This window comes from Streptomyces sp. NPDC104581, assembly GCF_055583685.1.
In genome coordinates, this window is record NZ_JBVJNN010000056.1 from 20764 (window position 1) to 40991 (window position 20228).

The 20228-nt window shown below is 71.7% G+C and carries 21 protein-coding genes; 11 read left to right on the forward strand and 10 right to left on the reverse strand.

Translation table 11 applies throughout. The annotated features are described in order from the left end of the window. Positions 1-314: 314 nt before the first annotated feature. Positions 315-1304 (reverse strand): NAD(P)-dependent alcohol dehydrogenase, encoded by a 990-nt coding sequence (locus tag ACZ61E_RS29945; RefSeq protein ID WP_469703245.1) that lies wholly within the window; start codon positions 1302-1304, stop codon positions 315-317. A gap of 184 nt (positions 1305-1488) precedes the next feature. Between ACZ61E_RS29945 and ACZ61E_RS29950 the strand changes: the two genes are divergently transcribed. Both ACZ61E_RS29950 and ACZ61E_RS29955 read left to right on the forward strand, forming a co-directional pair. Continuing rightward, complete coding sequence (locus ACZ61E_RS29950) at positions 1489-2484, forward strand: MerR family transcriptional regulator (protein ID WP_469703247.1); 996 nt, start codon at positions 1489-1491, stop codon at positions 2482-2484. 75 nt (positions 2485-2559) lie between these two features. Further along, entirely contained in the window at positions 2560-2889 is a 330-nt protein-coding gene (locus ACZ61E_RS29955) for an antibiotic biosynthesis monooxygenase family protein (RefSeq protein ID WP_469703248.1), read from the forward strand. A 187-nt stretch (positions 2890-3076) separates the two neighbouring features. Here the strand turns inward: ACZ61E_RS29955 and ACZ61E_RS29960 are convergent, their stop codons facing one another. Both ACZ61E_RS29960 and ACZ61E_RS29965 read right to left on the reverse strand, forming a co-directional pair. Continuing rightward, the gene (locus ACZ61E_RS29960; protein ID WP_469703250.1) at positions 3077-3526 is read right to left on the reverse strand and encodes a spore-associated protein; all 450 of its coding nucleotides are present in this window, start codon (positions 3524-3526) and stop codon (positions 3077-3079) included. 118 nt (positions 3527-3644) lie between these two features. Then, positions 3645-4061: an SRPBCC family protein gene (locus tag ACZ61E_RS29965; RefSeq protein ID WP_469703251.1), complete on the reverse strand. Its 417-nt coding sequence runs from the start codon at positions 4059-4061 to the stop codon at positions 3645-3647. Between the two features lie 267 nt (positions 4062-4328). On the opposite strand from ACZ61E_RS29965, the gene ACZ61E_RS29970 reads away from it, so the two are divergent. Beyond that, a complete protein-coding gene (locus ACZ61E_RS29970; RefSeq protein ID WP_469703253.1) occupies positions 4329-4715 on the forward strand; it encodes an SH3 domain-containing protein in 387 nt (128 codons plus the stop codon). Positions 4716-4841: 126 nt separating this feature from the next. Here ACZ61E_RS29970 and ACZ61E_RS29975 read toward each other — a convergent pair whose 3' ends face one another. The 5 genes from ACZ61E_RS29975 to ACZ61E_RS29995 all read right to left on the reverse strand — a co-directional run bounded on the left by ACZ61E_RS29975 (position 4842) and on the right by ACZ61E_RS29995 (position 8777). Further along, positions 4842-5114, reverse strand: a complete 273-nt coding sequence (locus tag ACZ61E_RS29975) for a DUF1876 domain-containing protein (protein ID WP_469703255.1) — start codon at positions 5112-5114, stop codon at positions 4842-4844. Positions 5115-5288: 174 nt separating this feature from the next. Further along, positions 5289-5849 (reverse strand): TetR/AcrR family transcriptional regulator, encoded by a 561-nt coding sequence (locus ACZ61E_RS29980; protein WP_469703257.1) that lies wholly within the window; start codon positions 5847-5849, stop codon positions 5289-5291. 182 nt (positions 5850-6031) lie between these two features. After that, on the reverse strand, positions 6032-7228 hold the full coding sequence (locus tag ACZ61E_RS29985) for an MFS transporter (protein ID WP_469703259.1): 1197 nt from the start codon (positions 7226-7228) through the stop codon (positions 6032-6034). Positions 7229-7360: 132 nt separating this feature from the next. Continuing rightward, on the reverse strand, positions 7361-7987 hold the full coding sequence (locus ACZ61E_RS29990) for a DUF1349 domain-containing protein (protein ID WP_469703261.1): 627 nt from the start codon (positions 7985-7987) through the stop codon (positions 7361-7363). A 91-nt stretch (positions 7988-8078) separates the two neighbouring features. Beyond that, the gene (locus tag ACZ61E_RS29995; protein WP_469703263.1) at positions 8079-8777 is read right to left on the reverse strand and encodes a TetR/AcrR family transcriptional regulator; all 699 of its coding nucleotides are present in this window, start codon (positions 8775-8777) and stop codon (positions 8079-8081) included. A gap of 112 nt (positions 8778-8889) precedes the next feature. Here ACZ61E_RS29995 and ACZ61E_RS30000 point away from each other — a divergent pair, with 112 nt between their 5' ends. The 3 genes from ACZ61E_RS30000 to ACZ61E_RS30010 all read left to right on the forward strand — a co-directional run bounded on the left by ACZ61E_RS30000 (position 8890) and on the right by ACZ61E_RS30010 (position 10659). Then, positions 8890-9447 (forward strand): hypothetical protein, encoded by a 558-nt coding sequence (locus tag ACZ61E_RS30000; protein ID WP_469703265.1) that lies wholly within the window; start codon positions 8890-8892, stop codon positions 9445-9447. A gap of 386 nt (positions 9448-9833) precedes the next feature. Further along, positions 9834-10097: a hypothetical protein gene (locus ACZ61E_RS30005; protein WP_078073543.1), complete on the forward strand. Its 264-nt coding sequence runs from the start codon at positions 9834-9836 to the stop codon at positions 10095-10097. Positions 10098-10119: 22 nt separating this feature from the next. Further along, the gene (locus ACZ61E_RS30010; protein ID WP_469703266.1) at positions 10120-10659 is read left to right on the forward strand and encodes a hypothetical protein; all 540 of its coding nucleotides are present in this window, start codon (positions 10120-10122) and stop codon (positions 10657-10659) included. Here ACZ61E_RS30010 and ACZ61E_RS30015 read toward each other — a convergent pair. Beyond that, on the reverse strand, positions 10638-11051 hold the full coding sequence (locus ACZ61E_RS30015; RefSeq protein WP_242573200.1) for a nuclear transport factor 2 family protein: 414 nt from the start codon (positions 11049-11051) through the stop codon (positions 10638-10640). The two genes, ACZ61E_RS30010 and ACZ61E_RS30015, sit on opposite strands and share 22 nt — an antisense overlap. Positions 11052-11527: 476 nt before the next feature. Here ACZ61E_RS30015 and ACZ61E_RS30020 point away from each other — a divergent pair, with 476 nt between their 5' ends. Further along, entirely contained in the window at positions 11528-14413 is a 2886-nt protein-coding gene (locus ACZ61E_RS30020) for an AfsR/SARP family transcriptional regulator (protein WP_469703268.1), read from the forward strand. Positions 14414-14584: 171 nt separating this feature from the next. On the opposite strand, the gene ACZ61E_RS30025 is transcribed toward ACZ61E_RS30020, so the two are convergent. Further along, positions 14585-14878 carry a hypothetical protein gene (locus ACZ61E_RS30025; RefSeq protein ID WP_469703269.1) on the reverse strand — a complete coding sequence of 98 codons (294 nt, stop codon included), beginning with the start codon at positions 14876-14878 and terminating at the stop codon, positions 14585-14587. 293 nt (positions 14879-15171) lie between these two features. Between ACZ61E_RS30025 and ACZ61E_RS30030 the strand changes: the two genes are divergently transcribed. The 4 genes from ACZ61E_RS30030 to ACZ61E_RS30045 all read left to right on the forward strand — a co-directional run. Continuing rightward, positions 15172-16614: a helix-turn-helix domain-containing protein gene (locus ACZ61E_RS30030; RefSeq protein ID WP_469703271.1), complete on the forward strand. Its 1443-nt coding sequence runs from the start codon at positions 15172-15174 to the stop codon at positions 16612-16614. A 164-nt stretch (positions 16615-16778) separates the two neighbouring features. After that, on the forward strand, positions 16779-17825 hold the full coding sequence (locus ACZ61E_RS30035) for a beta-ketoacyl-ACP synthase III (RefSeq protein WP_469703273.1): 1047 nt from the start codon (positions 16779-16781) through the stop codon (positions 17823-17825). 102 nt (positions 17826-17927) lie between these two features. Continuing rightward, entirely contained in the window at positions 17928-18176 is a 249-nt protein-coding gene (locus ACZ61E_RS30040; protein ID WP_469703275.1) for an acyl carrier protein, read from the forward strand. A 130-nt stretch (positions 18177-18306) separates the two neighbouring features. Beyond that, positions 18307-20228, forward strand: a 1922-nt coding sequence (locus ACZ61E_RS30045; protein WP_469703277.1) for a condensation domain-containing protein, incomplete at its 3' end; no start/stop codon positions are given.

Consider the following 20228-nt stretch of genomic DNA (forward strand, 5'->3'; position numbering starts at 1 on the left):
CTCTCCCTGTCGTCGGACGGCGGCCGTACCTGGCCGGAACACCATGACCTGGAGACGGGCGACGGCTACTGCCTCACGAACAACTCACGGGACGGGCTCAACCGCGAACTCTCCTACCCCACTGTCGCGCTGACCTCCGTACGGAACGCTGCACATCGCGTGCACCCACCACCGACGCACCATCAAGTACCTCCGGCTCCGCCCCGTACCGACCGGCTGAGGGCTGCCCCCGCGACCGCCGGGACCGGTGCCCGCGGTCGCCCCCGGCCCGGCGGGCGGGACCGTGGCCGTCTGTCCGTCCGTCCGTCCGTCCGTCAGCGCACGGTGATCACGGTCTTGCCGCGGGAGTGGCCCTCCTCCAAGTACCGCATGGCCTCGGCCGTGTCGGTCAGGGGGTAGGTCCGGCCCACCACGGGGGTGATCTGCCCGGCGTCGATCAGCGCGGTCACCGCGAGAAGGTCCTCCTGGGCCGGACCGCTCGGGGTTGCCGGGATGATCGGGCGCAGGCTGTGCCGGGTGACCGTGTTGACCGCGGCCACTCCCAGCGTGGAACCGATCGCCCCGAACACCCGGCCCGGTGAGCCGCCGCCGTTGGCCACCAGGACTCCGGTCGGGGTCAGCGCCCGGCGCAGCCGGCCGAGCGGCAGGCTGCCCACGTTGTCCAGGATCACGTCGTAGCGCTCGTCCCTCCCGGTGAAGTCCTCGCGGTGGTGGTCGATGACGTGTGTGGCGCCCAGCGAGCGCACCGTCCCGGTGCTGCCCGCACCGCACACCCCGGTGACCTCCGCGCCCAGACCGGCCGCGATCTGCACGGCGAAGGTGCCCACGCCACCGCCCGCCCCGTTGACCAGTACCCGTTGCCCGGCACGGACCCGGCCCACCGTCCGGATGCCGCGCAGGGCGGTCACCGCTGCCATCGGCACGGCCGCCGCCTCCTCGAAGGAGAGACTCCCGGGCTTGGGCACCACCAGCTTCGCCGCTGTGCACGCGTATTCGGCGAACGCCCCCGCGCAGAAACCCAGTACCGGGGTGCCGGGCCGGAGCCCTGCCACGCCGGCGCCGACAGCCTCCACCACTCCGGCCGCGTCGATGCCGGCCACGCGGTGCTTCGGACGGGTCAGCCCCATGCCGCCCATCAGCCGCGCCGCGTAGGGGTCGCCGCGCATCATGTGCCAGTCGTAGGGGTTCAGCGCGGCGGCGTGCACACGTACCAGCACCTCGCCCGCCCCCGCCTCGGGCCGGTCGGCCTCCCCCAGCCGCAGGATGTCGGGCGGCCCGAACCGCTCCTGGAGCACTGCCTTCATCACCCTGCCCCCATGTCCTCGGGATTCCGTCCTGACCGGCACATGTCCGGCATACAGGTGAGGGCAACGTAAAGGTGTGCGGTACGGCCGTCAATGGCGTCCCGGCAACGCGGTCATCCGGCGCGGTCTGCCGGGGTGCCGGGGGCTTGCATCTCAAGTGGCTTGAGATCGCATAGTGTCCGTCATGGACATGAACGAGCTGTACGCCATCGGGGACGTGGCCCGGCGGACCGGTCTGAGCGTCAGCGCCGTCCGGTACTACGCCGACGCCGGTGTCGTCACGCCGGCCGCCAGCACCCCGGCCGGCCACCGTCTGTACGACGTGTCGGCCATCGCCCGGCTGGAGCTGGTCCGGACGCTGCGGGAACTCGACGCCGGTCTCGACGAGATCCGGCGGGTGCTGGCCGGCGAGGCGACGCTGCGCGAGCTGGCCGCCACCCATCTGGCCCTGCTGGCACGGCAGGAGGCGCGGCTGCGCAGCCGTCGCGCGGTGTTGTCGGCCATCCTGCGGCAGGACTCCACTGCCGAGCAGGTCACGCTCATGCACAAGCTGGCAGGCATGGCGGACGAGGAGCGCGACCGGCTGATCGACGAGTTCTGGACGGAGGTCTCCACCGGCTGGGAGCCGCCGGAGCGGATGGTCGGCTGGTGGCGCGCGGCCCGGCCGGAGCTGCCCGAACATCCCACCGCGGCCCAGCTCGAGGCGTGGATCGAACTGGCGGAGTTCATCGGGGACACCGAGGTCCGGCAGGCCGTACGCCGTGAGCTGCACGAGGTGTGCACCACCGGGGCGGGACCGCTGATGACCTCGTCGCCGATGCTGGACAGTCTGGAGGCGGCCCTGCCGATCGGCCAGGCGGTGGTGGACGCGGCGCGTGAACAGGTGCCACCGGACTCGCCGCGGGGGCGGGAGAACGCCGACCGTTGGATGGAGTGGCTGACCGGCATCTTCGCGACACCCGACAGCCCCGGGATACCGGACACGCCCGAGTTCCGTATCCAGACGGCCGACCACATGCTGGCGGGCGCGGAGTGGGACCGCACACCGCCGGAGCCGGAGGGGCCGCTCGACCGCTACATGGCGCTGGTCACCGCGGTGAACAACGTGCCGCCCGAGCGATTCCCGTACGAATGGCTGGCCGCGGCACTGCGCGCCTCCGCCCTGCCGGCCGCCTCGTAGCGCACCCGGACGCGCCCCGGTCCCACTCCGGGCCCGCTCCTCACCCCGCCGGTCACCGTGGGGCAGGATGAGGCCATGAGCGTAGTCAAGATCAACGTACTGACGGTCCCCGCCGAGCAGCGGGAGACGCTGGAGAAGCGCTTCGCCTCCCGTGCCCAGGCCGTGGAGAACTCCGACGGGTTCGAGTGGTTCGAACTGCTCCGCCCCGTCGACGGCACCGACAACTACCTCGTCTACACGCGGTGGCGCGACGAGGAGTCCTTCCGGGCCTGGTCGGAGGGCCCCGTGCGGGCAGCCCACCAGGGCGGTGGCGCGGAGAGCGGCGAACGGCCCAAACCGGCGGCCGTCGGGGCGACTCTGTGGTCGTTCGAGGTCGCGCAGCAAGCGGCGCCGGCGGGCTCCTAGCCGACACGCGGCGCGAACGGCTCCGGGATCGTCAACTCCCCTCGCCTTCCGGCCTCGTGAGACATCTGAGCAGCCGTCACGGCCCGGACCTCCTACGGGTCCGGGCCGTGCGCCGCACATCTGGCGTGACCGCGACTCCCCCGCGACGCGCGCGAACCTCCCCCGTCGCCGCGGAGCTGACCTGGGGTCAGCGGACGGTGGTGACCCGGTGCTCCTTCAGGGACGCGCAGTTGGAGTTCTCCACCGAGACGTACACGTTGGAGATGTGGCCGCCCCAGCTCACGCAGTAGCCCTTGCCGTAGACACGGCTCGGACCCGCGTACGACGTGAAGTTCCCGGAGTCGTCGGCCCACTCGTCGGTGTCGGGTACGTAGATGTACGCCGACATGGACTTGGCGGTGCCCGGGTTGGTGCGGATGGTCGCGACGCAGTTCTTGCCGTTCGCGGAGTTGTAGGTGAGGTAGACCGTGCCGTGCGAACCGATGGGGGCCGAGTTCACGGTCTTGTAGGCGCTGCCGCAGACCCCCTGCGGCGTGACGTTGGGCGCGGCGTGGGCGGTGGCGCCGAAGGTGGCGGTGGCTCCGATCACGAGTGCGGTCAACGCTCCTGCGGACGCGGCATTACGCGCGATTCCCATTATTTCCCCCTTGTTACTCCGAGAGCGGTTTGCTCACACTTGGAAGACCCTCGAACGCCACGGATGGTTGTACCCGCTTCGACACGGAGTTCCGGGTGGGGGTGGGGAGTCGGGGACGTCAGGCCGCCGCCAGGAAAGCGGTGAGGCCGTCCAGGAGCATGTTGCTGCCCATCTCGGACTGGTCGCGCTCCTCGGCGCTTCCGAGGGACTGGGACACGGTGATCCGGGTGCGGTCGCCCTCGGCGGCCAGGTCGAGGGTCATCAGGGCGAGTTGCCCGCCGCCGGGAACGCTCATACCGATCACCAGTCGCTTGTTCTCCACGACCTCGGTGTAGCGGCCGGACAGCGGGACGCGGGTGCCCCCGGGGATGACCATGACCGAACTCCAGGCGCCGCCCGGCCGGACGTCCAGCACGACGTCCTCGGCGCTCGCCCACTGCCCGTACCGGTCGGCACGCGTCCACGCGGCCCACACCTCCTCGACCGGCGCCTCCAGGGTGCGGGTGATGACATAGTCGAAACCGGCGGTGCTCATGTCCGTCTCCTTCGGCTCGCCCCCGTACGAACGGGGTCTGGACTCTCTTTCACAGGGAACGTCGGAGCCGATGACCGCTTCTCGACACCGTCCGGAGAATTCTTTTCATCGGCACCTGTGGGACAAGCCCCGCGCCCCGCGCGCCCATTCGGGTGGGAGTCGGCGTGCCCTCCGGAGGAACGAGGGCCCGGCGCGTCCGGTCTGTGCCATGAAGGTGTCGCAACCGGGGAGTCCCCGGTTGCTCACCGACAACACGAGGACATCGCCATGAGCGCACCGCACACCGGGCACGGAGTCGTCTCCCTGCTCGCCGGGGTCCTGCTGGCCGGCACCGCCTTCGCCGCCCCCGCCGTCGCCACCGACCACCACCCGGGCAACGGACCGGCCTCCGCCTCCGCGCAGAGCCACCAGGCTTCCGCGGCCGTCGCCTTCCGGGGCCGGGTCATCGCCCACCCGGCGCTCAACGTACGCAAGACCCCGAACACCAAGTACCAGCCGATCGGTTCGATCCCTCACGGCGCCGTCATCGACATCAAGTGCAAGGTCAACGGCCAGGTCGTGGACGGCAATTCCCGCTGGTACCTGCTCAAGAAGGGCGGCTGGGTATCCGCTCGCTGGGTCGAGAACATCAACGGCGTGCCCCCGTGGTGCTGAGCACGACGCACTGACCGACCGCAGCGCCCGGCGGGCCGACCCGGCCCGCCGGCCGCACCGCGTCCGTGGCAGCCGCGACGGACGCGACGGACGGGGTGACGATGCCGGCGGTCGCCGATCAGGCCCTCAGTGGGTGATCGGGTGCGAGTGACGGCCCGTCGTCTCGTCGATCTCGGTGTGCGCCTTCTCCAGGAGCTGCGACGCGAGGTCCGCCAGGGCCCGCGAGCCCGCGATCTCCTCGCCCACCCGCAGTTGCTCCGGATCGGTCGGGTGACGCAACGCGTATCCCCGGCCTCTCAGCTCCGAGCCGTCGGCGAGTCTCACCAGAGCCGCAGCGGAGGTGCGGTTGCCCTCCTCGGTGAACTGCAGTTCCACGTGCCATCCGACGAGCGTGGACATGATTGACCACCTCCTTGACGCCCCGCTTCCAGCGTGCGCCCGCCCCGGCCCGGGGGCCAGCGGAACCTGCCCCGGCGCGGGAGCGCGGGCTACGGGAGTCGCCCCCGGACTGTCCCCGGGACCGGTGCCCGCCGCCAACCGGATTGGTCGCCATCCGGCACCGGCCGCGCAGACCTAGGTGGCGGTCCGCCCGGTGGTCGTGGTGACGCGGGTGACCGCCTCCAGGGTCAGGGCGCGGTCGTGGGGCTCGCGGGCGAGGGCGCGGTGGAGGGTCAGGCCCTCGATGAGGGCGTCGAGCTGGCGGGCGGTGTCCGCGTCGAAGTGCTTCTCCAGGTGGGTGCGGCTGCGGGCCATCCACTCGTGGGTGAGTTCGCGGTAGGCGGGTTGCCGGGCCGCGAGGGTGTACAGCTCCTGGGTGAGGACGAGGTCGCGCTGACTGCCGTCGGACAGGGTGTGGATGAGGTCCGCCACCGCGGCTCTGGCCTGGTCGCCGTCGGCCGGGGCGCTGAGGTGGGTGTCGAACAGCTCGACGATGTGGTCCGTGAAGCGGCGGAAGGCCTCCCGCAGCAGTTGGTCGATGCCGCTGAAGTGGTAGGTCATCGAGCCGAGGGGTACTCCGGCGCGGGCGGCGATCTTCCGGTGGGAGACGCCGGCGACTCCCTCGTCGGCGATGAGGTCGAGGGCCGCGGCGAGGATGCGCTCGCGGCGCTCGGGGTCGGTGTGTCCCGTGGCCATGGGCGGGCGGCGTCAGAGGGTGCGGGCCGGGCGGGCGGGGGCTGCCCGGCGGCGGCGGGCGGGCTCGGGGGCCTTGGGCAGGTGGTCCGTCGTCGGCATGCGTGCGAGCCTACACGCGAGGACGTACGAGCGTACCTTATGTCCGGATCGGCGCCCTGGGGAGCGGAGGAAGGGTGCGCCGCTCAGGGGCGACGGGGCTGAAGGACTCCGGCGAGGAGTACGACGAGCACGCCGGCCAGCGGAACCACCAGCAGGCCCAGCCGGAGGCTGGTGCTGTCGGCGACGAGGCCGACCACGGGCGGGGAGAGCAGGAATCCCAGGCGCATGAGCCAGGAGACGATCGTCAGGCCCGAGCCGGGTTTGAGGCCGGGCAGTACGTCGGCCTCGTGCATCGCGGCGGGCACCAGGGTCGCCACGCCGAAGCCGGCGGCGGCGAAGCCGAGGACGGTGCCGGGGAGGGTGGGCACGGCCAGGGCGAGGCCCATGCCGGCCGCGGCGATCAGGCCGCCGGTACGGGCCACGGCGCGCCGGCCGAAGCGGTCGACGAGACGGTCACCGATGAGCCTTCCGACGAACTGGGCGCCCACCAGGGCGATGTAGCCGGTCGCCGCGAGAGTCGCGGAGGCGCCCAGGGAGTCGGAGAGGTAGAGGGCGGCCCAGCTGTTCCCGGCGTCCTCCACGAGTGTGCCCGCGGTGCCGATGAGGACGAGGGCGACCAGGACGTACACCGTACGGCGGGCGATGCCGGTGCGGTGCGCGTCCTCGGGCCGGTGGTCCTCGGCCGCCGGCTCGGTGTCGGGGCCGGGCAGGCAGTACCGCAGGGCGAGGCAGGCAGCGGCGGCGAAGACGATCCCCGATATCGCCAGATGCTGCCCGCGCGAGAGGCCCAGCGCGATCGCTCCGGCGGCCATCGCGCCGCCGGTGACCGCGCCGACGGACCAGGTGGCGTGGAGGGAGTTGATGATGGACCGCCCGTAGCGCCGCTGCACGCGCAGGCCGTGCGCGTTCTGCGCGACGTCCGTGATGGCGTCAGTCGCCCCGGCCAGGAAGAGTGCGGTCGCGAGCAGGGGCACCGATCCGGCGACACCGGCCGCGAGGGTGCCGGCGCCGGTCAGCAGGGTGCCGGCGACCGCCACACGCGCCGAGCCGTACCGGCGGACGAGCGCCCCGGCGGCCGGTCCGGCCACGATGGCACCGGCCGGGAACGCCGCGACGGCCAGGCCGTAGACGGTGTTGCTCATCCCGAGGCCGGCCTTGATCTCCGGGTAGCGCGGCAGCAGGTTGGCGAACAGGGCCCCGTTGGTGAGGAACAGCAGGGCGACGGCGGTACGGGCCCGCCGCTCGGCCGCGGAGGGCCCGACCATGGTGTCGACTGTCATGCGTGTGACCCTACAGGGGGAGCGTACGAACGTACACTTGCCTGCGTGCCACTCCCCCGTCCCGTGCTCGCGGAGCTCGTCGCACGGGTCGGGCCGCGCGGCCGGGCGGTGGCCCTCAGCCGAGGAGGCGGATCAGGAGCCGTCCCTGAGATCGGCGAGACGGTCCCGGGTGAAGCGCACCTCGTCGAACGTGACGGCGCACCCCTCCCCGGTCGGCGACTGCGCCTCGAACCCGATCAGGGCCCGGCCGCCGGGGTCGTCGAGGGCGAAGTAGCGGATCATGTGCCACGTGGTGCCGTCGGTGGAGGCGTGGTAGGCGACGGCGTGACCGACACGGGAAACGCGCAGCCGGACCCAGTCGCCGTCGACGGTGAAGGCGTTGGCGTCGTCGGCGACACCGCGGTTGACGACGGAGACGACCATCGGCCGCCCCTGCGGCGAGTATTCGAAGCAGAGCTTGGCCCAGTGACGCTCGTCGATCCAGAGCAGCAGGACTCCGGCGTCGAAGGTCGAGGCGAAGCCGACGCTCACCCGGGCGCTGAGCTGGAAGTCCCCGGCGGGCGGGCGGCCCAGCAGTGTGGCGGCGTTGAGCAGCGTCTCGGCGTCGGCGGTGACGCCCTGCGCGGGGTCGGCGAAGATGTCGCTGTGGGGGTGGGCGGTGGTGCGTACCGTCGCGCCATCCGCGCCGGCCTCCCAGACCGAACCCTCCGAGGGGAGAAGTCCGAACGGGACGGCGGCCAGCTGCGGGACTGTTGTCATGGGGTGGTGTCCACTCCTCGATCGATGGCGGATCCGCACGGGGGACCGCCCGGTCGGCGGGTACTGAAGTCGGTCCGGGAACCCGGCTCGGTCACGCCCCGGAAGGGGAGCACTCGATGCCGGGCACCGTCGTGGCCGCCGAGGGCGCCGGGCCGGCCGTGGCGGCGGCGCGCTCGTCGGTGCCGCGGGCGGTGTGGATCCGCAGCAGCCCCTCGATGCCGCGCAGCAGGGTCTCGCCGGCCAGGACGGGGTCGTCGAGGTAGCCGGCGCTCATCGCGCCGTCGCGGAGCATGACGAAGTGCCGCCCGGCGTGCTCGGCGGACGAGTCCGCGATGTCGGCGAACAGCCCGGTGATCGTGCGCAGGAACCATTCGCGGTGCTCCACGACGGCGCGGTGGACCGGGTGACCGGAGTCGGGGAACTCCGCCGCCGCGTTGAGGAAGGCGCAGCCGCGGTGGCCGGGCGAGCCGATCTGCTCGGCCAGCGAGGCACCGATGCCGAGCAGGATGCCGTCGGCCGGTACGCCCGCGGCCGTCAGGGAACCGATCTGGGCGCGGATCGCCTGGTCGACGCCGGCGATGTAGGCGGCGACGAGGTCGTCCTTGCCGCGGAAGTGGCGGTAGAAGGTGGCGTTGGTGACCTTGGCCTCGGCGACCAGCCGGTCGACGCCCACCGTGTGGATGCCCTCCGCGTAGAACAGCTGCCCGGCGGTCTTCAGGAGCCGCTCACGCGCTGCGGAGACTCGCCTGCCGGGGCCCGCGCCGGTTTCCGTCCGTGTCATACCGCCCATGGTAGCGGGTAGAACGTTCACTCTTGTTTTCCCGGCGCGGGTGTGCCAGGCTCCGGAGCAGCCGAAAAAAGAGAGATCGTTCTCTCTCCTTAAGCACCCACTGGAGAACCCCATGGCATCCATCGCCTCCGCCGAGCACATCGGCGCCACGACCGCGCTGCGCCGTCTGTATGTCGCGCGCTTCGTCTTCGCAGCCGCGTGGGCGGCGCTCCTGCTGGTGTCCGGCCCGGAACTCACCCTCGGGGCACGGCTGTTGCTGTTCGCCTATCCGGCCTTCGACGTGGCCGCGGCCGTCGTCGACGCGAGGTCGGCGCGGACCGGGGGGCCGGTCGGGGGCCTGTACGCCAATATCGCCGTCAGCTCTCTCGCCGCCGCCGGGATCGCGGTCGCCGGCACCTCGGGCGTCGCCGACGTGCTGCGCGTCTGGGGCGTGTGGGCGGTCCTCTCCGGGCTGGTCCAGCTCCTCGTGGGCGTCAGGCGCCGGCCGATGCGCGGGCAGTGGGCCATGATCGCCAGCGGCGGCATCTCGGTGCTGGCCGGCGCGAGCTTCGTCCGCGGCGCGACCCGGGACAACCCCTCACTGACCGCCCTCGCGGGCTACGCCGCCCTCGGAGGGATCTTCTTCCTGGTCTCGGCGCTCCGTCTGCCCCGGCCGGCCCACCGGGGTTGAGCGGTCGTTCCCGGCGCGGCGCCGGAAACGGTCCGCCGCGCGAACGGCGGTGCGGCGACGGCCCCCCGGCCGGCACGCGGGAGCCGGACGCCGACCCGGCCCCGGACCCGGACCCGGACCCGGACCCGCCCGGGCGTCGCGCCGGCGACGGTGCCCGTACGCGGGCGGCCCCGGCCCACCGCCGCCGATCCTCGGCCCGTGGCGCGAACACCCTCATCGACGCCCGCCGAACGGCTGGTCGGGCGCGTACGGCGGCGCTCGCGACATTGACCGGAAACCGCCGCCCCACCCGGCACCGCGACTGCCGGTCGCACGCTCTCCACGCCCCTAGCGTCCTTTCGGGAACGCACTACGCGCTCCATCAGTCCACCCGAAGGGATCCCTTCATGTCTCCTTTGCCCCAGACACACCGGGCAGCCGCCGCCGCGCTCCTGACCGCAGGGCTGCTGACCGTCGGCACCACCGCCGCGGTCGCCGCCCCGGCGCCGGCCGCCGCCGAGCGGATCACGAGCACCGCCGAACTCCATGAGCACCTGGCCCAGGCGGTCGCCCTGGAGGCCGCCCAGGGGGCCGTCGCCCTCAACGGCGACCCGGTGGGCCGCCCGGCCCTCCAGTCGAAGCCCGGCACGGCCACGACCGCCGCCTGCTGACACCGTCGCCCCGAGGAGAGTCATGGACACCGAGAACACGCCCGACGTCGCAACTGCTGCCGAACCCGCACCCACCACGTGGTGCCCCAGCGGACAGGCGCTCGCGCCCGAGGCCGTCGTTCTCGGCGTCCGCTCCCAGTCGGACGGCACCCTGGCCTACCTCGCGACACCGGCTCCGGCCAGGGACGTCCTGCCGATGATCCCGGACGGGATCGAGCCGAGCCGCGTCCTGCGCTTCGCCTCGCACTGCGTCAGCAGTTGCGCCCACCGCCTCAACAACGACTGCACGCTCATCGACAAGGTCCGTACGCTGCCCGCCGCCGACGAACAGCCCCTCCCCCGCTGCCACTTGCGCGCGCGCTGCCAGTGGTGGCAGCAGACCGGCCGGGCGGCGTGCGGACGCTGCCCCGCCGTGAGCACCACCGTCCACGCCTCGGACAAGCTGAACGCGCTCATCGCCGACCCGGCGGTCACGCCGGACCAGCTCCAGGAGTGGATCGACAGCAACCCCGACGGACCGGCGGGCGCGGTGACTTCCCCTCAGCCCGGCGCGACGAAGTAGAACCGCCGGTAGCCGAGCAGCATGCCGTCGTCGGTGAGGGTGAAGACGTCGGCGAACTCCAGCGGGCCCGCGTGGGCCCCGTTCGCCCCCTCGCCGTCGGCGGCCCCCGTGTAACTCCCCGTCACCACCACGCAGTCGCCGTCGGCCACGATCTTGTAGATGTGGTGGTGCTCCCTGCCCCCGGCCATGCGGGTGTGCAGCCGTATGACCTCGTCGCGGCCGTGCCCGAAGGGTGCGTCCGGCCGCTTGACCTGTACGTCCTCATGCAGCAGTGATCCGAACGCATCGATGTCCCCGGTGTCGCGGTAGTGATAGGACAGCCGCACATGATCGATTCCGGCCGCCATGGAGGCGGCACTCTGTGGCGACCGCCTCGGAAACAGGCCGCTCATACGGCTACTCCTCTCACTCGCGCCGAGGCATCCGTGCCCCGATGCGTGGTTCGCTCCGACACCTTCTTCGAGTGTCACTACTGGGGACTATCACCGCGCTATTACTGTGAACGGAATCGGAACGGAGTGCGATTCAGATGGCCACCCGCGGGCGTAAGACATCGGCCACGCGCAGGATCGGGCAAACAGTCACAGACAACACCCGCCCCAGGAAACACACCAGGCGGACAGCCGTCCTGATCTGATCTGCCGTCAGTCGTCCGACGGTCGGGCAACACGCCGCACATCGGCAGGACTTGACGAACACACAGCTCATACGCCGAGTGGCGGGGCGCGGCCGGCACTCCCCGGTTCGCGGAATTTACTTTCCAGACACACGGATATCCAAGATAGCCATCCACACCCCATGGACAACCGGTTTTACGGTCGTTGACACTGTGCCCAAACGTCGCAGATGTGTCCGAGCTTGGAGACGCATGATCGAGTCGTCGGCAGTGGAACGGACCAGCTCGGCACAGCTTGCCTTCCTGATCCTCGGCCCGCTGGAGGTGCGGGGCCCCGTGGGTCCCGTACGGATACCTCCTGGCCGCCAGGAGGTGATCCTCGCGGCGCTGCTCCTGGAGGCCAACCGGGTGGTGAGCACCGACTACCTCGTCGACCTGATCTGGGACGAGGAGCCGCCCGACACCGCGCGCACCCAGGTGCAGATCTGCGTGTCCCGGCTGCGCAAGGGGCTCGCGGAGGCGGGTATCGACGCCCCGATCACCACGAGGCCGCCGGGCTATCTGCTGCGCGCCGCCGACGAGATGCTGGATCTGCGGCTGTTCAACCGCCGTGCGGCGGAGGCCAGGGTGCTGGTCAAGGAGGGCAGGATCGGGGAGGCCGCAGAACTGCTGCGCTCGGCGGTGGCACTCTGGCGCGGCCAGTGCCTCGGCGGTGTCACCAGCGACGCGTTGCGCGCGAAGGCGCTCCAGCTCGACGAGGACCGGCTCAACGCCGTCGAGACCTACATCCAGCTGGAGCTCGACCTCGGCCGCCATCACCAACTGGTCGGCGAATTAGGGCGGTTGCTGCACGAGAACCCGCTGCGGGAACGGCTCCGCGGCCAGCTGATGCTCGCACTGCACCGGTCCGGCCGGCAGGCCGAGGCGCTGGACATCTACCGCGCGGGCCGCGATCTGCTGATCGAGGAGCTGGGGCTGCTGCCCGGCGAGGAACTGCGCCTGCTGGAGACGGCGATCCTCGCCGGGGACAGCGCGCTGCACGCCGGACCGCCCGCCCCGGCGCAGCACGCCCTCGAACCGGTCGCTCCCGTACCGAACACCGCCGAGCCGGGGCACCGTGACGAACTTCCGCACCAACTCCCCACGGACACAGCGGACTTCGTCGGTGACCAGGCGCTGATCGAGACGGTCGAGGCCGTACTGACCGGGAGCGCCGGCCGGCGCGCGGTCGGGGTGGTCGTCATGATCGGCAAGCCCGGTATCGGCAAGAGCACCACGGCCACCCACATCGCGCACCGGCTGAGCGGGGAGGTCTTCTCCGACGGGCAGCTCTACTGCGACCTGCGGGGCGCGGGGGCCGAACCGGTCGCGCCCGCCGACGCGCTCGGCCGTTTCCTGCGGGCGCTGGGCATTCCCGGCCCGGTGATCCCCGCCTCCCTCGACGAACGCGCCGAGATGTACCGCACGCTGATGGCCACCCGCCGGGTGCTGGTCGTGCTGGACGACGCCTACGACGAGAGCCAGGTCCGCCCGCTGCTGCCCGGCAGCGACAACTGCGCCGTGCTGGTGACCAGCAGGTCCCGGATGACGGCCCTGCCCGGCGCGCGCCGTATCGAACTGAAGATCCTGGACGAGGGCCGGGCCCTGGAGCTGATGGGTCTGATCCTCGGCCCCGACCGGGTGTCCGACGAGCAGGAGGCGGCGCGGGCGCTGATCCGTACGGTGGGCGGTCTGCCGCTGGCGCTGCGGATCGTCGCCGCGCGGCTGGCGGCCCGTCCGCACTGGTCGCTCGCGTCGATGGTCAACCGCCTGGCGAACGAACGCCACCGGCTCGACGAGCTGGCCTACGGCGAGATGACCATCCGGACCAGTCTGTCGCTGACGTTCGACGGACTCGACCCCACCGACCGGCATCTGCTGCGCCTGCTCAGTCTGGCGCAGGGGCCGACGCTGCCGGGCTGGCTCGCGGGGGCGCTGCTGGACGACCACCGCGCGCAGCCGTCGGACCTGATGGAGTCCCTGGTCGACGTGCAGATGCTCGACGTCGTCTCGGTCGAGAGCACCGGTGAGTTCCGTTACCGGTTCCACGAAATCATCAAGGTCTACGCGCGTGAACAGCTCGCCGTCACCGACAGCCAGTCCGTGCGGCAGAGCGCGACGGAACGGATGCTGGGCGGCTGGCTCGCGCTGGCGGAGCGCGCCCACCGCAAGATCTACGGCGGCGACTACACCGTGCTGCACGGTTCGGCCGCGCGGTGGGTGCCGCCGGCCGACTATGTGGAGGAGCTGCTCGCCGACCCGCTCGACTGGCTGGACCGGGAACAGGAGAATCTGTGCAACGCGGTGGAACACGCGGCGAGGGAAGGGCTGGACGAGCTGTGCTGGGATCTCGCGACCACCTTGGTGACGCTCTTCGAGGCCCGTGGGTATCTGGACCACTGGGAGACGACGCACCGGGCGGCGCTCGCGGCGGTTCGAAGATCCGGCAACAGACGCGGCACCGCGGCTCTGCTCAGCTCGCTGGGCACTCTCTATCTCAGTAGTGGCCGGCCGGAGGAGTCCCGGGACTCGCTGGAGCAGGCGCTGGCGATCTTCGACGAACTGGGCGACCGGGGCGGACTGGCACTGTGCCGGCGGGACCTGGCCCTTCTGGAACGGCAAGCGGGTGACGACGAGCGGGCGCTGGCGCTGTACGACCGCTCGATCCACGACTTCGGGCTGGTCGGTGACATCGTCGGCAGGGCGAGCGTCCTGACGCAGAGCGCGCACATCTGGATGAGGCGCGGTCATACGGCCGCCGCGCACGCCCAGTTGGAGGAGGCGCTCGGGATCTACCGGTCGGTGGGGTACACCGGCGGTGAGGCGCGTGCGCTGCGGCGGGTTGGTCAAGTGCTGTTCCAGCGGGGTGAGCACGACGAGGCGGAGCGGACGCTGACCGGTGTGCTGGAGATGGTGCGCGGCAGTGGGGATCTGATCGGCGAAGGCCATCTGCTGCGTAATCTCGGTGAGTTGAAGGCCGGCCAGGGGCGTTTCGAGGAGGCCCGGGGCTTCTTCGTCCGCGCACTCGCGGTGCGGGAACAGATCATGGATCACGGTGGTGCGGAGATCGTACGGCGCGACATCGCGCGGCTGCCGTAGGGACGAGCGGGGCGGCGCTTCCGCGACGGGTCCGTCGCGGGTGACCGGCGGCTATTTCCTGCGAGTGGGGCACTCGGGGCCGCTGCCCGTCTCCGGGCGGCGCTGCCGCCTTCCGACCGGTGCGTCCGTCGACCGGCCGGGCTGTCCGGGCTGTCCGGGGTCCCTGTGGGGTCAGTCCCAGGGGTTGTTCGTCTTCGGCGTGCTGTCCCAGGGGTTGTTCGACATCGGGGCGCTGTCCCAGGGGTTGTTCGTCTTGGGGGCTCTGTCCCACGGGTCGTTGCCCGGCCCGGGGACGTCCCAGGGGTCGTTGCCGTCCGTGGGGACGGACACGGAGGCCGGGGACAGGGTGACGGTCGCGAGGGGCGCGCCGCTCTCGGCGGCGTGGGCGGCGGTGCCGCCGATCAGGACCGTGCCGCCGATGACGGCGGTGATGACGAGGCTCTTGAGGACTGTGTTGACGCTCATCTCGGGGGTTCCTTCCCTCGGTTCCGCTCTTCGATGACACCGAACTTAGGGAGAGGTGGAAACTCGGGACTATCGCGGTCTTTAACCCGCCGCTATCACCTGTGACCGTCATCCTTTCACCCTCGGTTTCATTTGCGCCCCACGCGTCGTGGGAGAGCCTCCGACCGTTGTTCCGGCGATGCCGCGCCGATAGCCGGATTCGGACGATGGGTGGGGAGTTCCGGTCCGGGGGCGGAGACAACGAGGGAACACCCGTCGCCCGGACCCAGGTCCCGACGCGAGGAGTGTGGAACGTGACGACGAGCGCCAAGACGGTGAGCGCCAGGGCGGACAGAGACGGTGAAGCGGCCGATGACACCGGGCTGTTCGGCAGGCTGGTGCGCGGGCACCGCGACCGGGTCGGTCTGACGCAGCGCGAGCTGGCGGATCTCTCGACCATCAGTGTGCGGGCCATCCGCGATCTGGAGCAGGGCAGGGCCACCCGGCCGCGGCACGCCACCGTCCGGCTGATCGCCGACGGGCTGCGGCTGGGCCCGCGGGCCCGTGCCGATCTGGAGGCAGCCGCCCGCCAGGGGCAGAACGGCTGGGCGCTGAAGGCGGGTTACGACGCCACTCCCATGGTGCCGCCGGCCGCGCTGGACACCCTGATGGGCCGGGAGTCCGAGGCCGCAGCCCTCACCGCCGAACTCGCCTCCGGAACCGAGCGCCTGGTCAATGTGATGGGCCTGAGCGGGGTGGGCAAGACCCGGCTCGCGCTGGAGGTGGCCGCCCGGCTGCACAGCGGCAGCGGGTTCCCCGTGCTGTGGGCGGCCTTCGCGGGCCCGCCCGTCGCGTACCGGCAGCAGAGCGGACCCGAGGGTCTGGCCGCGCTGGTCGCGGCGTGCGCCGGGACGCTGTTCGGTCCGCCCGGAGCGCGGCCCCCGGTGGCGGGCACGACGGAGGGGACCGACCCGTACGCCGATGTCACGGCGCTCGCCGAACTCGTCGCGGACCGGCCCGCGCTCCTGGTGGTGGACGGCGCGCTCGCGGACCGTCCGGACACCGACGGGATCGACCGGCTGCTGCGCGACTGCCCGGAGCTGCGGATTCTGGTGACCTCGGAGGGGCCGTACGGGCTCGCGGGTGAACGCACCTTCCTGCTGGGCCCGTTGGAGGCTCCGGACCGCGCGCAGGAGTACACGCCCGACTCGCTGGGGCGGATACCGGCCGTACGTCTCTTCCTCGACCAGCTGCGGCGCACCAGGCCGGAGTACGCGCTGACGCAGGACGACGTCCCCGCGGTCGCCGATGTGTGCCGCAGGCTCGACGGTCTGCCATCCGCGCTGCGGGCGGCGGCTTCCTGGCTGGTCGTCTACGACCTGGCGACCCTGCGGCAGTGCCTGGCGGACGACCTGGCGAGCCTGCTGGTCCATCTGTCGGGGGACGACGAGGGGGCCAGGTTCCAGGAGGCGCTGCGGCGCCGGGTGTCCCGGTTGCCTGCGGACGGCAGGGCGCTGCTCGCCCGGCTGTGCGACGGGGAACGGGACGGCGCGGACGGCGAGTTCGAGCTGGCCGATGTCGCGGTGCTGACCGGGCGGACCCTGCCGGAGTGCGGCCGCATGGTGCGCGACCTGCTGCTGAGCGGCACGGCCCGCCCCAGCTATCAGCTGGGCCGCTCCCGCTTCCAGGTGTTCCACCTGGTGCGCGCCTTCCAGCCGGCCGCCGCGCGGGTGGCGACGGTCGCGGGCTACCGGTGAACCGGGGCCCGGAGGCGGTTGTCCCGGCGGGCCGTTCTGCTCCGCGAATGCCGGAACAACTGCCGCAGGCCGTTTCGTGCCAGGTGTTCGATGAGGAAAGCAACGGGCCTCGGAGAGTGACGGAATCCCGCCGGGCCGACCACACGCGCACTCAAGGAGGACCCATGTCCCCGGAAACGCACAGTGCCCCAGGCACCAGGACCGCCGTCATCACGGGAATCGGCGCGTCCCTGCCCGCCCGCGTCGTGAAGAACGAGGAGGTGGCGGAGAGACTGGGTGTCACACCGGACTGGATCAGGGAACGGACGGGGATCGAGCAGCGCCACCTCGTCGACCCGGAGGGCGCCACCTCGGACCTGGCCGTGGAGGCGGGACGGCGCGCGCTCGACGCGGCCGGGAACCCCGCGGTCGACTTCCTCATCCTCGCGACCTGCACGCCCGACCACACCTTCCCCTCCACCGCGCCCGCCGTCGCCTCCCGGCTGGGACTGGGCGGGATCGCCGCCTTCGACCTGAACGCCGCCTGTTCCGGCTTCGTCTACGGGCTGTCGGCCGGGGCGGGCATGCTGGCCTCCGGTGTCTACGGCACCGGCCTGATCATCGGCGCGGACGCCATCTCCACCATCGTGGACCACGACGACCGGATCACCGCGCCGATCTTCGGCGACGGCGCGGGAGCCGTGGTGGTACGCGCCGGGACCGCCGACGAGCCGGGCAGCCTGCTGGCCCAGACGCTCGGGAGTGACGGCGATCTGCTGGACATCCTGCTGACACCGGCGGGTGGTTCGCGTCAGCGTTCGCCGCTCTCGCCGGTCGGCCCGGAGCAGAGCTATCTGGGGATGCAGGGGCGGCTCGTCTACCGGCACGCGATCGCCCGGATGGCCGAGGCGTCTCTCGACGTGCTCGCGAAGACCGGCTGGTCGGTCGAGGACGTCGACCGGCTCGTCGCGCACCAGGCCAACCGCCGGATCCTCGCGGCGACCGCGAAGGAGATCGGTCTGCCCGAGGACCGGGCCGTGATCAACGTCGACCGGGTGGCCAACACCTCCGCCGCCTCGATTCCGCTCGCGCTCATGGACGCCATGGGCTCCGGGGAGCTGAAGGCCGGCGACAAGGTCCTGCTCGCCGCGTTCGGCGGCGGCGTCACCTGGGCCGCGGCCACGCTGATCTGGCCGGACCTGCCCCCTGTCGCCCCCGCCGACAGCATCTGAGACCCCCACGGGATCCCGGCCCACGGGCTCCTGACGTACCGAAGAACCGTCACCACCCACCCACCCGGCGCGGCATCGGCCCGCCATCACCGAGGGAGAAACATGGAAACGGCACTGGAGAGAGTGCGGGAGATCGTCGTCTACGTCCTGCCGGAGGTCCGGGCGGACATCGCCGCCGGGGACCGGCTGGAGGAGGACCTGGGAATCGACTCCCTCTCGCTCGTGGAGATCCTCGTCCAGGTGGAGAAGCGCTTCTTCCTCACGCTCGACGACAGCGAGATGATCGACGTCGAGAGCGTCCAGGACATTCTGGACATCATCCAGCGCCGCGAGGCAGTGGCCGGCGTCTGAGGACCCGGGCCCGGGCTCGTCCGGGATGCCCGGCGCGGTATCAGGACCGCGCCGACGCGGTCACGCGCCCGGCCACGCGAAGACGTACCCATCACGCGTCCGCCAACGGAACAACGTACAAGGGGAAGCCATGTCTGATCCGGTGAACGGCGGACGTCCGCTCAACGAGGCGCAGTCGGGGGTGTGGTACGCGCAGCGGATGGATCCGCTCAACCCCGTCTTCAACATGGGGGGTTATCTGGAGATCAACGGACCGGCCGACCCGGAACTCCTCAAGGCGGCGGTGACGGCCCTGGTGGCCGAGGACGAGACCGCGCGCATCACCTTCAGCGAAGTGGACGGTGTGCCCCGGCAGCACTTCGGCGACGCGCCGGACTTCGCCGTGGAGCTGATCGACGTCGGCTCGGAACCGGATCCCGTGGCAGCCGCGCGACGGCGGATGCTCGACGACCTGGGTACCGTGCCCGACCTCGAACGGGGCCCGCTCTTCCACCACATGCTCTTCGCGGTGGGCCCCGACCGCTACTTCTGGTACAACCGTGCGCACCATCTGGTCAACGACGGCTACAGCGCGACCCTGATGCGACGCAGGGCCGCCGAGCTGTACGCGTCCCTGGCCGGGGCCGGCGGACCGGGAACCCCGTACGGCTCGTTCGAACGGCTGCTGGCGGAACAGGACGCGTACGCGACCTCGAAGGCGCGCGCCAGGGACGCCGTGTACTGGAAGAACGTCATGGCCGGCGCCGAGTATCCGGCGGGCCCGGGAGCGTCCGGGGCGCTCACGCACCGGATCAGCCGGCAGACGTCGTCGGTGGACGAGGAGGGCTTCGGGCGGCTCGTCGCGTTCGGCGCACGCGCGGGGATCTCCTGGCAGCAGGCGGTGCTGGCGGCGGCGGTCCTGCACCGCAGGCTGTGGACCGGCGACCCGGACGTCCTGCTGAGCCTGCCGGTGTCGGGGCGGCTGGGCAAGGACGGCATGAGCGTGCCGGGCATGATGGCCAACGTCATTCCGCTGCGCTGCCGGGTCGACGACGCGCAGACGTGCGAGGAGTTCGCCGCACGGGTGGCGGCGGGGACCCTGCGCGCGCAGTGGCACCAGCGGTACGACTCGGCCGATCTGATGCGTGACCTGGGGTGGCCGGGGAACGGGCGGCGACGGTTCGGTCCGGTGGTCAACATCGTGGTCGCCGGGGAGCAGTCGTCGTTCGCCGGGATACCGGCCGTGGGACATCTGCTCTCGACCGGGGGAACCGCCGAGGATCTCTCGCTCACGGTCAGCCGCGGTCCCGACGGGGGGCTGCGGGTCGACTTCACGATCGACGAGGCGTACCGGGAGAGCGTCGATCTCTCGGCGTACGAGCGGACCTTCCATCAGATCGTCTCCTCGATGACCTCGGGCCCCGGGGTGCTGGTCGGTGAGGTGGAGGTGATGTCGGCGTGTGAGCGGGAGTTGGTGCTCCACGGGTGGAACGACACGGTGCGGCCGGTGGACGGGGTCACGCTCGGGGGTCGTTTCGAGGGGCAGGTGGAACGGGACCCGGACGCGACGGCCCTGGTCTTCGAGGACGAGCGGCTGTCCTACGGGGAGCTGAACGAACGGGCCAACCGACTGGCGCACTATCTGATGGACCGTCACGGAGCACGCCGGGGGCGGACGGTGGGTGTGCTGGTCGAGCGGGGAATCACCTTCGCCACCGCACTGCTCGCGGTCACCAAGACCGGCGCGACCTACGCGGTCCTCGACCCCGACTTCCCCGACGAACGCCTCGCCCTCATCGCCGGGGACGCGGAACCGGTCACCGTGCTGGCCCATGGGCCGACGCGCGGCCGGCTCGCGGACACGGTCGATCTGGACTCCCTGTCCGTGGACAACCGTCCGGTCACGAATCCCGTCTCGGGCGGGGTTGCGGAGGACGGGGCGTCGATCATGTACACCTCCGGATCCACGGGCCGGCCGAAAGCCATCCTCACCCCCCACCGGGCACTGACCGGGACGGTACTCGCCCAGGACTACGCCACCTTCGGACCCGGACAACGCTTCCTCCAGTGCTC